Below are 13,033 nucleotides of genomic sequence, written 5' to 3'. Positions count from 1 at the left end.
CGGATCTCCAACGCAAGCCGGTTCGGTGCCTGCCCGGCTGGATCGCAAAACTGCGATTGTGGTGGGAAGGCTTCGATTGAAGCCTCGACGGCGATGTTCACCGTTCCCACGCTCCAGGGGCAGTGGACGTATGCGATGAGCGATGATATCGCTACCAAAAAGATCGGCGCCATCCCTGACGTTCGATGAAATTGACGAGGGGCACATATGCGGCACGGCGAGATCCCATCCGTTTTCGCCCCAATCGAACCCCGCCATGGGGTCGATCAGCGCGCCGCAATAGTCGTCCGACCGCCATCGCGCCGGAGCCTTGCCGGCCTGAAAACAAGGATCATATTCGCGCTTCTGAGCGCGTTTCTCGGATTTTTCTGCTCGAACCCCGCAAAGGCTGACGACCAATTCAAGGTTCTGGTGGTCGCGATCGCCAGCAAGTACCATTACGAATTCATTCCGATCGCACGCGACAGCCTGACGCATATGGCCCGGCAGCACAGCTTCGGGCTGGTCTGGGCGGACAAGCCCGATGTGTTCGACGGGGATCTGCGCCAATATGCGGCGGTGATGTTCCTGAACACGCCGGCGGAACAGCTCAGCCCGGCCGAGCGCGGCAATTTCGAGGCCTATATGCGCGCCGGTGGCAACGCGATCGTCGTCCACCGCGCCGCGATCATCCCGGCCGACGCATGGCCCTGGTATGAGAAGCTCGTCGGCCGCCGCGTCGGCACGCACCCCATGCTGCAGACCGGCGTGGTCACGATCGCCGATCGCAACTTCCCCGCCACCTACGGCATCGCCGATCGCTGGGTATGGAGCGACGAATTCTATCCGACCACCAACCCCTACAACGTGGCCATCAAGCCCGTCCTGAACGTGGACGAGACCAGCTACGACCCGACCAAGATCTGGCCCGGCCAGACCGCCAGGGGAATGGGCAAGGATCATCCCGTCGCCTGGTATCATCCCTATGAAAAAGGGCGAGTATTCGTCACCACGCTCGGCCACAATGGCGACGATTACAGCGATCCCCAATATCTGACGCACCTTCTGGGCGGCGTCTACTGGGCTGCGACCGGCCGCGGACAACTGCGATGAGCAGGCCGGGCATCGTCAAGCTCGCCGTCTGCGGTGCGCTTGCATTCGCGGCAACCGCGACCGGATCGAGGGCCGATGCGGGGACGCTGTGGCCGCACGGCGCCAGGGCCGCCGTCGTGCTCACCTATGACGACGCGCTCGATTCCCAGCTCGATCACGCCGTGCCCGAACTCGATGCCGACGGTTTCAAGGCGACCTTCTTCCTCGCCAACGTGAAGCAGGCCGACGTGCCGCGATGGCGGGCGGTCGCTGCCGAGGGGCATGAGCTCGGCAACCACACGATCTTCCACGCCTGTGCGGCGAAGACGGTGCCCAACGAGACGCGCTACACGCTGGAGGATTATACGACCGCCGGCATCCTGCGCGAGATCGCGCAACAGAACGTGCTGCTGACCGCGCTGGACGGGCGCGACCGGCACGGCTTCGCCACGCCCTGCGGCGACTCCCACGTGACAGACGGTGACTATCTGGAGGCGCTGCGCCGCTCCGGCCTCGTCACCTACGTGCGCGGCGTGGTTACAACACAGGCGGATCTGTCCGGCGACGCTTCTCAGGTCGATCTCATGCATATCCCGTCACGGGGCTGGCCGGAGGGCACGACCGGCGACCAGCTGATCGATTTCGCGCAACAGGCGGTCGCTGGCGGCGGATGGGCGGTGTTCCTGTTCCACGGCGTCGGCGGGGATTATCTGCAGGTCAGCGACGCCGCGCATCGCCAATTGCTCGGCTGGCTGAAGGCGCATCGCCGCGAGGTGTGGGTGACGACCCTTCAGAACGCCACCGACTGGGCCAAGGCGCACCCCGGCCCCGTCGCCCGCTAGAGCGCCCGGTAGGCGAGCGAGCGGAACGTCGCCTTGCCCTCCCCCGCCGCGTAGACACCGGGCCGGAGGCTCAGGAAGCCGTCGGCGACATTGTGGTTGTAGCCGGCGACCTCGAACGACCGTTCTTTGGTCCAACGCTGCCCGTCGGCGCCGTAGTAGAAGGTGACGACATTCTCGCGGTTGACGAGGCGCAGGTGGAGGCGCTTCGCCTCCGTCGCCGCGCCGGGCGGCCAGCGCTCCGCCTGCCCGATGCGATAGGCATGCAGCCTGCCGCCGCCCAGCCCGAGCCCGCAGAACAGTTTGTCATTGTAGAAGAGCAGCAGCCCGGCCTCCGCCGCGCCGTCGATCGATGCCTCGATCGACACCTCGTAGGATCGATCGCCCGCGACGAACAACAATGGCGAGGCATCGGCCGGTCCGCTCCCCTGCCCGGCGACGACCAGCGCGTCGCCCTCCAGCCGCGCGCGATCGAGATAGCGGCCTTGGGGCATGAAGAACTGGAGCTTCGTGCCGAGCATGGCGGGCGAGAAGCCCGACAAGGCATGGCCGGGACCGACGCCCGCCCCGCCGCCCGGCTTGGGCAACGGGCGCGACAGATCGCCGCCGAGCGCCTTCGGCCAGCCGTCCGGCGTCCACTCGATCGGATCGAGCAGCATCTGCCGCCCGAGCGTGCGGAAGCCGTTTTCGTAGCCGTGATAAGCGAGCCACCAGCGCCCGCCCGGCCCTTCGATCGCGGTGGCGTGCCCGCGCGACCACCACGGCTCGTCGGCCGAAGCGGTGTGGACGATCGGGTTGTGCGGGCAATTCTCCCAAGGCCCGTTGATCGAGCGCGAGCGGGCGACCACCACCATGTGGCTGGTCGGCGGGCCGGCGGTGCCGCCCTGTCCCGAGAAATAATAGAACCAGCCGTCCTTGCGCAGGATCTTCGGGCCTTCGAGAGCGAAGCCCTCGATGATCCAGTCCTCGGGGATCGGCCAGCCGTCATAGACATGTTCGACCAGACCTGCCGCCGACAGCCCGTCGTCACTGATCCGCACGCGATGGCCGCCGTTGAGGAACAGGTAGCGCCGCCCGTCCTCGCCGACCGCGTGCCCCGGATCGATGTAGGTATCGATCTTCATGTCGACCGGCTCGCTCCACGGCCCGCTCATCCGGTCGGCGGTGATCACCCAGATCTTGAGCGGGCGCTGCGCGTCGGTGTGATCGAGCGCAGGGATGTAGATGAAGTATCTGCCGTCGACCTTGGCGATGTCGAGCGCCCAGACCGCGCCGATATTGGTCTTCAGCGCGGCGGTCAGCGGCGTCCAGTTGACCAGATCGCGCGAGTGCCAGATCGGCACCCCCGGATAATAATCGAAGGACGAGAAGGTGGCGTAATAATCCTCGCCATCCTTGAACACATTGGGATCCGGATGATCGCCGGCCAGCGCCGGGTTGAGGAAGCGGCCGTTGCCGAGATCGGCGATACGCTGCCCCTCCACGCCGCCTTTCCATTGCGGCACGGACGGCGGACAGACGGCACCCGCCGGAAGCGCGAGGCCTGCGGCCGATGCCAGGCCGAGGCCGAGCGCGTCGCGGCGGGTCGTGGTCATCGAACGCCTCCGGTCAGACGAGCGCGTTGCGGCGGATCAGCTCGCGATACCATTCGGCACTGAGCTTGGGCGTCCGCTTCTGCGTGGCGAAATCGACGTAATGGACGCCGAAGCGCTTCGAATAACCGTCCGCCCACTCGAAATTGTCCATCAGGCTCCAGAGGAAATAGCCCTTGAGCGGCAGGCCCTCGCGCGTGGCGCGCTGGAAGTGGCCGAGGCAGTTGCGCAGATACATGATGCGGTCCGCATCATCGACGCGGCCGTCGGTCATCACGTCGTCGGCCGAGCAGCCGTTCTCCGAGATGTAGAGCGCCTTGGGCTTCCACAGGTCGTGCACGCAACGCACGCTCCAATAGGCGACCTCCGGCCCCACGTAGAGCCACGGCGAGGCCATGTGCGGGGACTCGGGCAGGTGCGGCAGGATCTTGTAGCCCGGCGCCGAGGCATCTGCCCGGACGTAGGATGGGCAGTAGACGTTGATCGCCACGAAATCGAGCGGGCTGCCGATCGCCTTCATGTCGCCGGCCTGCACCTTCGGCGCGGCGGCGCCCTGCGCCTGCATGTAGCTGTCGAGATAGCGCCCCTCCATGATCGCGGTGAGGAACATCGCATTTTCCTCGCGCGTCGCCTTGCGGGCGGCCTCGATATGCTCCTCGGTCTCGATCACCGGCACGAAGAAGCTGGTATTGTCGGCGAGGCCGACCTGCGTGCCCGGCTTGGCGTTGGCGCGGATCGCCTGCACGCCGAGACCATGCGCCAGCACGCCATGGTGGCGCACCTGATTGCCTTCAGCCGGGGGCAGCTTGAGGCCGGGCGCGTGGCGCCCCTCCATATAACTGATGTCGGTGAAGCAGCGCAGCTCGTTGACGGTCATGAAATGGTTCACGCGATCGGACAGGCGCTTCGCCACCACGCCGGCATAATCGGCGAAGGCATAGGCCGTATCGCGGTTCTGCCAGCCACCGGGCAGCGCCTGCGGCAGATCCCAGTGGAACAATGTGATGTAGGGCGTGATGCCGTTGGCGAGCAGATCGTCGACCACGCGATCATAATGGTCGAGGCCCTTGGGATTGAGCTTGCCTTTGCCCTCGGGGAAGATGCGTGACCAGGCGAGCGACATGCGGTAGGTCTTCACCCCCAGCGCCTTCAGCAGCTGGGTGTCCTCCTTGTATCGGTGGTAGCTGTCGCAGGCGACATCGCCATTGTCGTCGTTGAAGACCTTGCCCGGCGTGTGGGAGAAGGTGTCCCAGATGGTCGGGCCGCGCCCGTCTTCCTTCACCGCGCCCTCGATCTGGTAGGAGGCTGTGGCGCAGCCCCACAGGAAATCGGGCGGAAAGGACCCCGCATTGCCGATCGGCAGCGCACCCGATCCGGCGGCTGGCGCGGCCGCACGGGCCGGCGCGCTTCCCATCGCCCCCAGCGCTGCGGCGCTCAACCCCATCAGCCCCAGTTCGCGGCGGTTCCATTCACCCATGTTCAGCTCCAGACCTTGAGAGAGTTCACGTATTTCACTTCGGTGCGATCGTCAGCGGCGCGCCGGTATAGGTCGCCTCCGCATCGTATCCGTTGTCGTCGGTCACCGGCTTGCCCGGCCGCACCCACTTCACCCGCACGACGCGGCTCGCCGGCATCCCCGCCCAGCCCTTGCCCTCGCGCGCGCCGAGCGTGACGGTGCCGGTGCGATCGTCGTAGGCGATGGGGATGCGGCTGTAGGCACCGGCCTTGTATTGCTCGCTGGTGCCGTCGTCCTCGTAGAGCGAGAAGCGACCGTCTGCGCCGGTATAGACGGTGACAGTGAGCGGCGCGTCCTTCACCGCGTCGACATGCTGCATCACCGGCCCCATCGGCACGATCGCACCGGCGCGCACGAACAGCGGCATCCGCTCGAGCGGCGCATCGACGGTTGCGGTCTCGCCGCCATGGTAGGTTCGCCCGCTGGAAAAATCGTACCAGAGGCCTGTGCCGGGGAAATAGACCTGCCGCGAACGGGCCTTGAACTCCGTCACCGGCGCCACGAGGAATTCGTGGCCGAAGAGATATTCGTCCACGAGCGTCCGCGCCGTCCGGTCGTTCGGATAATCGGCGACGAGGCCGCGCATGATGCTGCCGTCGCGCATGTAGGTGTCGGCGGCGAGCGTGTAGATATAGGGCATCAGCCGGTAGCGCAGCTTGTCGTACCAGATCATCGAGGCGCGCATCGGCGAGCCTTCGGGGCTGATCTCGTAGATCTCGCGATAGGGATATTCGCCGTGGCTGCGGAATAGCGGGCTGAACGCGCCGAACTGGAACCAGCGCAGGTTGAGTTCGCGCCATTCGGCGAGATCCTCGGGCTTCACCGATTTCGCCGAATAGCGGTTCTCCAGCGCGAAGCCGCCGATGTCGTGCGTCCAGTTGGGCAGGCCCGACATCGATACGTTCACGCCCGCCGAAATCTGCGCTTTCAGATCGTACCAGCGGCTCGCCACGTCGCCGGACCAGACCGCCGCACTGTAACGCTGGAGGCCCGCGAAGCCGGATCGCGTCAGCGTGAAGGGGCGGACATCCGGCTTGAAGGCGGTCCAGCCGTCATAGAAGGAGCGCGCGTGCATCAGCGGGTAGCTGTTGAAGAACTGCGCCGCCGGACCCATCGCGGTCGGCCCCATCGTATCGATGCGGTCGGGAATCGAGATGTTGGAGTGCATGTCCGGCTCGCTGGCATCCGCCCACCAGGCATCGACGCCGAGTTTCGCCAGTCGGTCCTCGACCTGCCGCCAGAAGATCCGCCGCCCCTCCGGCGCATAAGGATCATAGTCCGTCGAGGGATAGCCGGGGCCGACCCAGTCGTGGTTCCCCTGCCGCAAATTGCCCTGGTAGACGAGGCCCTTGGCGGCCAGTTCCTTGTAGGTATCCGTCGTCGGGTAGAATTTCGGCCAGACCGAGATCATGAAATGCGCGCCGTCGGCATGCAGCGTGTCGATCATGCCCTTGGGATCGGGGAAGCGCGTCGGATCGAAGCGGTGGCTACCCCAGCTGTCATCGCGCCAGTAGCGCCAGTCCAGCACGATATTGTCGAGCGGGATACCGAGCTTGCGGTAGGTGTCGACGACCCCGGTGATCTGCGCCGCATCCTCGTAGCGCTGGCGCGACTGCCAAAAGCCGTAGGCCCATTTCGGCATCATCTCGGCCTTGCCGGTCAGTTGGCGATAGCCCGCCACCACCGCATCGACATTGCCGCCCGGCACGAACCAGTAGTTCTTGGCCTGCGCGATATCGCTGGTGAACCACACCGAATGACGATCGGCAGCGGGCAGCGGATCGCTGTGGAAGAGCGCCATATAGCCCGCATTGGGCTGCCATTCGACGCGGATCGCAGCAGGCTTGCCGGCGGTCAGCGGCACCTCGAAATTCGCGTACCAGGGGTTCCAGTTCTGCCGCCAGCGATCGAGCACAGGCTTCCCGTCGACGAACACCTTGTAATAGCTGGAGCCGTAGAGCCGGAATTTGTGCACACCGGTGACGGTGGGCGTCACGTCGCCCGTCCACACCACGGTCTGCTGCTGCACCGCATTGCCGGCGGTGTTCTGCCCGCCGGTCGCCGCGACGGTGCGGGCCTTCGCAGCCTCGGGCCACTTCGCCATATCCTTGATGAACTGATAGTCGATCGTGGCTTCCTGCCGCGTTACCACCGGCTTCCCGTCGAGGAAATATTGCGCCGTGAAGCCGGGCTGGCCGTGCGAGCTGACCTTCAACCCGTCGCCGACCAGATCGTAAGGCTTGGGATTGCCGAAGCGGGTGATGCCGTCATTGTCCCACAGCAGGCCGTATCCCTTGGTCGAGACCAGGAAGGGCACCGCGATGTCCATATTGTGCTGGGCGAGTTCGACGTCCTCGCCATTATAGTCCATCTGCATGTTCTGGTGCTGGCCAAGGCCGTAGAGCGCCTCGTCGGTGCCGCGATTGAACTGCTGCGAGACGCTGACGAAAGGCTTGCCGTCGGCGCTCGTCGGACGGAAGACGGGCGCGCCTGCTTCCGCCAGCAGGACATGGCCTGCGGGATCGAGGAAGCGCACCTGCCCGGTAGCGAGATCAATGTCGGCGGTGGTGCGTGCCGCCTCCAGCTCGACATGCCCCTTCGCCTCATGCACCGAGAAGGCGCCAGCCGCCGGAGGATTGGGTGCCATCAGGCTCGGCGTCAGCGTCGTGCCCGCCGCCTGTCGGGGCGTCGCGACGACATGGACGATGCCGTCGCCGTGCAGGCTGAACTCGATCCGCGCCGAGGGGCCGCCCGCCGGGGTCACCACGATGCCGTCGGCGATCTTACGGTAGCTGCCGTGCAGGTCCGCCGCCCGCGCCGATCCGATAGCGCTACCAATCAACAGCGCCGCGATGCCGATCCTGTTCATCCCGCTCCCTCTCCTGTTTTCTCTTATCAGCGATAATGGCCCATCGTCACCCGCAGCACCTGCGGGCGATCGACGAGGTTGAGGCCATAATCGGTCTCGTCGCCATTCCAGACGCGGCTGGTGACCCACTGGCCATTCTCGAACCGCCCCTCCTCGACATTGACTAGGATGCCGTTCGCCGGCGATCCCGGTGCCGGCGTGAAATCGAGCCGCACATGGTCGCCGACCACCAGGAAGCTGTCCGCCGACAGCTGCGCGACCGCCGCCCCGCCGACCGGCTCGCCGGCCCAGGACGGACGCTCGGCCTTGGCATCCTCGCCTTGGCCAAACTGCCACTGGCCCCAGCGCGCGGTGATCTTCCAGTTGCCCATGACGGTGGACTGCGGCGCACCGTCATCCGGCTTGGCGACGCCCCATGTCGGTTTCTCGAAGGCGATGCGCGCCCAATCGCGCATGATCGATCCGAGCGTCCGGAACGGCAGCGCGAAGGCATCCAGCGTCTTGTCATCGAGCGTCTTCGCACCGAGCGGATAATTGGAATAGCCGCTGTCATCCATGCCGAACGGCGAGAAGCCCACTGCACCACGCCCGATCGCCGGATAGAAATAGCGCGCGAACAGCCGGTCGTTGCCGATCTCGGGCACCATCAGCGGATTGTCGGGCCGCGCATATTTGTCGAGATACTGGACGGCATCGGCGCTGGCCTTGTCATAGATGTCGGGCGCCTCGGCATCGATCGCGGGCGCCGCCGCCTTCCAGATATCGAGCACGTCCCATTGCGGCCCGCCGCTCGATACCGCCATCGGATCGGGGATCTTCGAGGGGCCGGCAAGCGATGCGTTGACGTACATCGGCAGCGGCTTGACCGCCTTGCCCGCCGCCGCGATCTCGTTGACGAATGAGGCGACGTACCAGGTGTTGAACGCGCGCTCGGCCTGCGCGCCATAAGCCTGCGTCCATGTCCCGCTCTTCCCGGTACGCTTGGCCAGCGCCGCCGGGATCGCCTGCGCAAACAGGGCATTGGCCGCCGCGCTGTGATCGCGCGGCAGGCGGTAACTGCCCGTCTCGTTCTCGGGCTGGACGAGGATCACAGTATTCTGCGGATCGTGATCGCGCAGATATTCCATCACCTTGACGAACGCGCGCTTGTCCGCCTCCAGCGTGGTGCGGGCGAGCGCGGTGTGGGCGTAATGATCCTTGCCGGTCGGATCCTTCATGCGGGGGAAACGCTTGTTGTCGAGCTTCACCCAGGCCGGCAGATAGCCCGGCCCGCCATTCTTCCAGGTGCCGAACCACAGCAGCACCACGCGCTTGTCATGCGCCCGCGCGCGATCGAGCAGGGTCTGGAGGAAGGAGAGGTCGAACTTGCCTTCCTCCGGCTCCACCTGCTGCCAGGCGATCGGCACCTCAACCGTATTGGCGTGGATACGATCGAGTACGCCCCATGCGCTCTCCAGCGGCTCGGCATAGTTGCTCGAATTGTTGACCTGCCCGCCCAGCATCAGGAAGGGCGCGCCGTCGACGATCAGCGCGTGGTGGTTACCGCGCGTCTCGAAATGCGGGATCGGCGTCGCCACATCCGGCGCGGCCAGAGCCGCCACCGGCAAGCAACCGACCGACATCGCCAAAAGCACAGACTTCACCGTCATTTCCTCTCACTCCCTGCGACATCGCCATAGAGGATGCCGCGCCCGTCCGTACCGATATAGACCCGCCCGAACCGGCGCGGATCGCCCGAAATCACGCGGAAACGCATGCCCCACCGATGCTGATCGTCGTTAATCCGCTGCCAGCCCGCCCCGCCGTCGATGGAACGCCAGACCGCGGTCAGTCCCTGCTTCGTGCCGATCGCGTAGAGCGCCGGCCAGCGGGCGCCCGGCGCTGCCCGGCCCAGCCCGTAATAAGCGATCGCCAGCCCCTGCCCGGTCCGCACCCAGTGCGCGCCGGCATCGGCCGAACGATAGAGGTCGCCACCGACCTTCAGCCACAGCAGCCCCGCCTGCCCCGGCGTCGCCAGCAGCGGGTTCTGCGCCTCCCGCCAGACGACATGGGCGGGCGAGAGATCCTGCGGCAGTCCGGTGCTCGTGACCGCGTGGAAATGCGCACCGCCGTCATCGCTGCGCACGATGCGATTGGCGGCGAAATCGATCGCATAGAAACGACGCGGGTCCGTCTTATCCGCGGTTACGCGAACGCGCGACGGCAAGCCTTCCACGAACTGCCACGTCTTACCGCGATCGCGGGTGATCTGTGGGCGATCGGTTTCGACGAGGAAGGTCGATCCGTCCGCGGAGACGGTGATCGCCGCGTCGCCGGTCCGCTCGGGCGTCGGGCTGCCGTCGGCGTGTGGCGGCGATGGCGGCACATCGAGCGGCGTCCAGTGCGCTCCACCATCGGCCGACCATGCCAGCGACGGGCCGGGCACGATCCGCGTATGGGTGCTCCCGCTGCGCACCATGATCGCGGGCGCGAGGCCGGCATAATCGAGCGTATTGGTGTTGGTGAGGTAGGGATTGCGATGCAGGAAGGGCGGCGAGACCGAGAGGTCGTCATGCCGGAAACCCGCTATGTCGCCGAAACCCGAAACCAGCGGCGCGCCACCGGTCGGGCTGGTCAGCGTGATGATCGCCGTCTGCTCGATGCCCTTGGTCCACGGCTTCCAGAGCATCGTGCCGGGCCGCCCGAACATGTCGGTCGCGTACATCGTCGCGCCCGTCACATAGGCGGCATGATCCGCATCGAACGGATCGATCGCGAGGCCGGCGATCCAGTGGCCGAAATTGGCCTTGCCGTCGAGATCGAGGAACGGCGTTTCGCCGACGTCGCGCTCGCTGCGCCGCCAGAGTTCGTCCCAATGCGCGCCGGCATCGGTGGAGCGCCAGACGGTATCGACCGGGCGGCTGCGATCGACGGTGCTGACCGCGATGACGGATGGATCCTGCGCCGACACCGCCACGCCCATATAGCCACCCACCGGCGCGCCGGCTGCCCGCAGCGGGGTGATGTCCCGCCAAGCTCCGCCCGCCGGATCGTAGCGCCAAACCGCGCCGCGCGTGATGCCGTTGGGGCCGATCCCGTCGCAATAGGTGATGGTCAGGATGCCGTCGGTGCCGATCACGCCCTTGACCGGGAGCAGGCCCTCGTGGGGACCGCCGGACATCGGCGACCAATGGGTGCCATCGTCGTCCGATCGGAACAGGTGGGTGCCGCCGGGATCGGCGCTCGCCACGAAAAGGCGCCCCGCGTGACGGGGATCGAACAGCACGAAGGACAGCCCGCCATGCGTCGCCCGCCTGCCCGCCGGCTTGCCGAGGCCCGCGCGCGGAAAGCTCGTCACCTGCGCCCAGTGCGCGCCGGAATCGTCGCTCCGCCACAGGCTGTCGTGGCGCGATCCGAAGAACAGGGTCTCATGGTGCAGCGGATCGATCGCCAGCCGCTCGCCCAGCCCGCGCCCGTCTTCGTTGCCGCCCATCGCGAAGGGCACCGGCACGATCTTCCAATGCCCGCCGCGATCGGCCGAACGGAAGATCGCAGCGGGCATGTCCTTGCCCATGCCCGCCGCCATGTAGACGAGGTTCGCGTCCACCGGATCGGGCGCGATGCTCTCGATCCCCATATAGCTGGCGGTCGCCTGATCGTTTTCCAGCGGCACCCAGTGACCTGGCTTCGCATCCCAGCGATAGGCACCGCCCATATCGGTGCGCAGATAGGCGAGCCCGCGCTCGACGGGGCTGAACACTATGCCGGGCGCGAAACCACCGCCGCCGACGGTGACGCTGGTCCAGTGATAGGCGACCGAGTCGGCCGCCACTGCGGGCCGCGAAATCCCGCCGAACACGACGACAAGCGACGCGGCGAGAGCGGCAGTTCTCCTCCACTTGCGTGCCTTCATCCGTCCCGGCCCCTCTCTCCGCCGCATTGTCGTTATTTTCCCACCATCGATTGCTTGACGACCGACGGCGCTGTGTACGATAACGCTAACAATCGTGGAGGGGAATAGGTGACAAGCATTCAACGGGCGCTGATCGAGGCCTTGCCCTCGGATTGGCGTGATGCGCGGTTTTTGGGACGCGTCGACTTCGGCGACGGCCCCACGCCTGTTCTCGTCGATCGTGGTATCGTTCACGACATGAGCGCGGTCGCGCCGACTGTCTCCGCCCTCGTCGAAGCCGGCCATCTCGTGCCGGAGGGTGGTCGTCCGGTGGGCGAACTGGCCGACCTCGCGATCGGGGCGACGGACACGCCCGCCTTGCTCAGTCCGATCGACCTGCAATGCGTCAAGGCTGCCGGCGTCACCTTCGCCGTTTCCGCGCTCGAGCGCGTTATCGAGGAGCGCGCGCGGGGCGACTATCGCAAGGCCGCCGAGGTGCGCGGTCGTCTCGAGGAGGCGCTTGGCGGCAACATCCGCTCGGTCGAACCGGGATCGCCGCAGGCCGCCCAGCTCAAGCAGGCGCTGATCGACGACGGCATGTGGTCGCAATATCTGGAGGTTGCGATCGGTCCGGATGCGGAGATCTTCACCAAGTCCCCGGTGCTCTCGACGGTCGGCTGGAATGCGCCGATCGGCATCCGTTCGGATTCGACCTGGAACAATCCGGAACCCGAGGTGGTGCTGCTCGCCGGGCACGATGGCCGCGCAGTGGGTGCGACGCTCGGCAACGACGTCAACCTGCGCGATTTCGAGGGCCGCTCCGCGCTGCTGCTCAGCAAGGCGAAGGACAACAACGCATCGTGTTCGATCGGGCCGCTCGTCCGGCTGTTCGATGAGCGTTTCACCATGGACGACGTGCACGCCGCCGAAGTGGCGCTGCGCATCGAGGGCACGGACGGTTATGTGCTGGATGGCACCAGCTCGATGCGCGAGATCAGCCGCGATCCCGAACAGTTGCTCGCCCAGTCGCTGAGCGAGCATCACTATCCGGACGGTTTCGTGCTGTTCCTCGGCACGCTGTTCGCCCCGACGCAGGATCGCGACGAACCCGGCCGCGGCTTCACCCACAAGGAGGGCGACGTCGTGACGATCAGCAGTCCGCGGCTCGGCACGCTCGTCAACACCGTCACCACCAGCGCCGCCGCGCCTGCCTGGACGCTCGGCATAGGCGGCCTCATGCACAACCTCGCGCGACGCGGCCTTCTGGCAGCATGA

8 protein-coding genes are annotated in these 13,033 nt (G+C 66.3%); 3 read left to right on the top strand and 5 right to left on the bottom strand.

Annotated elements, in window-relative coordinates; all coding sequences use genetic code 11:
• The first annotated feature begins 411 nt into the window (after positions 1-411).
• Positions 412-1,092, top strand: coding sequence for a ThuA domain-containing protein (locus QGN17_RS01425; RefSeq protein ID WP_281042734.1), 681 nt, complete (start codon positions 412-414; stop codon positions 1,090-1,092).
• Positions 1,089-1,913 carry a polysaccharide deacetylase family protein gene (locus tag QGN17_RS01420; RefSeq protein ID WP_281042733.1) on the top strand — a complete coding sequence of 275 codons (825 nt, stop codon included), beginning with the start codon at positions 1,089-1,091 and terminating at the stop codon, positions 1,911-1,913. Before QGN17_RS01425 ends, QGN17_RS01420 begins: the two co-directional genes overlap by 4 nt.
• Here QGN17_RS01420 and QGN17_RS01415 read toward each other — a convergent pair.
• The 5 genes from QGN17_RS01415 to QGN17_RS01395 are packed head-to-tail and all read right to left on the bottom strand — an operon-like array spanning position 1,910 to position 11,779.
• On the bottom strand, positions 1,910-3,505 hold the full coding sequence (locus QGN17_RS01415) for a family 43 glycosylhydrolase (RefSeq protein WP_281042732.1): 1,596 nt from the start codon (positions 3,503-3,505) through the stop codon (positions 1,910-1,912). The genes QGN17_RS01420 and QGN17_RS01415 overlap by 4 nt on opposite strands.
• 13 nt (positions 3,506-3,518) lie before the next feature.
• On the bottom strand, positions 3,519-4,979 hold the full coding sequence (locus QGN17_RS01410; RefSeq protein WP_281042731.1) for a GH1 family beta-glucosidase: 1,461 nt from the start codon (positions 4,977-4,979) through the stop codon (positions 3,519-3,521).
• 34 nt (positions 4,980-5,013) lie between these two features.
• Positions 5,014-7,887, bottom strand: coding sequence for a glycoside hydrolase family 31 protein (locus QGN17_RS01405; protein ID WP_281042730.1), 2,874 nt, complete (start codon positions 7,885-7,887; stop codon positions 5,014-5,016).
• A 26-nt stretch (positions 7,888-7,913) separates the two neighbouring features.
• Positions 7,914-9,536 carry a DUF5597 domain-containing protein gene (locus tag QGN17_RS01400; protein WP_390902628.1) on the bottom strand — a complete coding sequence of 541 codons (1,623 nt, stop codon included), beginning with the start codon at positions 9,534-9,536 and terminating at the stop codon, positions 7,914-7,916.
• Positions 9,533-11,779 (bottom strand): WD40/YVTN/BNR-like repeat-containing protein, encoded by a 2,247-nt coding sequence (locus QGN17_RS01395; protein ID WP_281042729.1) that lies wholly within the window; start codon positions 11,777-11,779, stop codon positions 9,533-9,535. The genes QGN17_RS01400 and QGN17_RS01395 overlap by 4 nt, the downstream gene beginning before the upstream one ends.
• 108 nt (positions 11,780-11,887) lie before the next feature.
• On the opposite strand from QGN17_RS01395, the gene QGN17_RS01390 reads away from it, so the two are divergent.
• Positions 11,888-13,033: a fumarylacetoacetate hydrolase family protein gene (locus QGN17_RS01390; protein ID WP_281042728.1), complete on the top strand. Its 1,146-nt coding sequence runs from the start codon at positions 11,888-11,890 to the stop codon at positions 13,031-13,033.

It is taken from the genome of Sphingomonas oryzagri (assembly GCF_029906645.1).
GTDB classification, from domain to species: Bacteria; Pseudomonadota; Alphaproteobacteria; order Sphingomonadales; family Sphingomonadaceae; genus Solisphingomonas; species Solisphingomonas oryzagri.
This window is presented reverse-complemented; position numbering and strand designations above follow the sequence as displayed.

Bases quoted from the DNA above. Each gene is read 5' to 3' on its own strand.
- QGN17_RS01405 (WP_281042730.1), bottom strand. From the start codon at position 7,887: ATGAACAGGATCGGCATCGCGGCGCTGTTGATTGGTAGCGCTATCGGA.
- QGN17_RS01420 (WP_281042733.1), top strand. From the start codon at position 1,089: ATGAGCAGGCCGGGCATCGTCAAGCTCGCCGTCTGCGGTGCGCTTGCA.
- QGN17_RS01415 (WP_281042732.1), bottom strand. From the start codon at position 3,505: ATGACCACGACCCGCCGCGACGCGCTCGGCCTCGGCCTGGCATCGGCC.
- QGN17_RS01400 (WP_390902628.1), bottom strand. From the start codon at position 9,536: ATGACGGTGAAGTCTGTGCTTTTGGCGATGTCGGTCGGTTGCTTGCCG.
- QGN17_RS01410 (WP_281042731.1), bottom strand. From the start codon at position 4,979: ATGGGTGAATGGAACCGCCGCGAACTGGGGCTGATGGGGTTGAGCGCC.
- QGN17_RS01395 (WP_281042729.1), bottom strand. From the start codon at position 11,779: ATGAAGGCACGCAAGTGGAGGAGAACTGCCGCTCTCGCCGCGTCGCTT.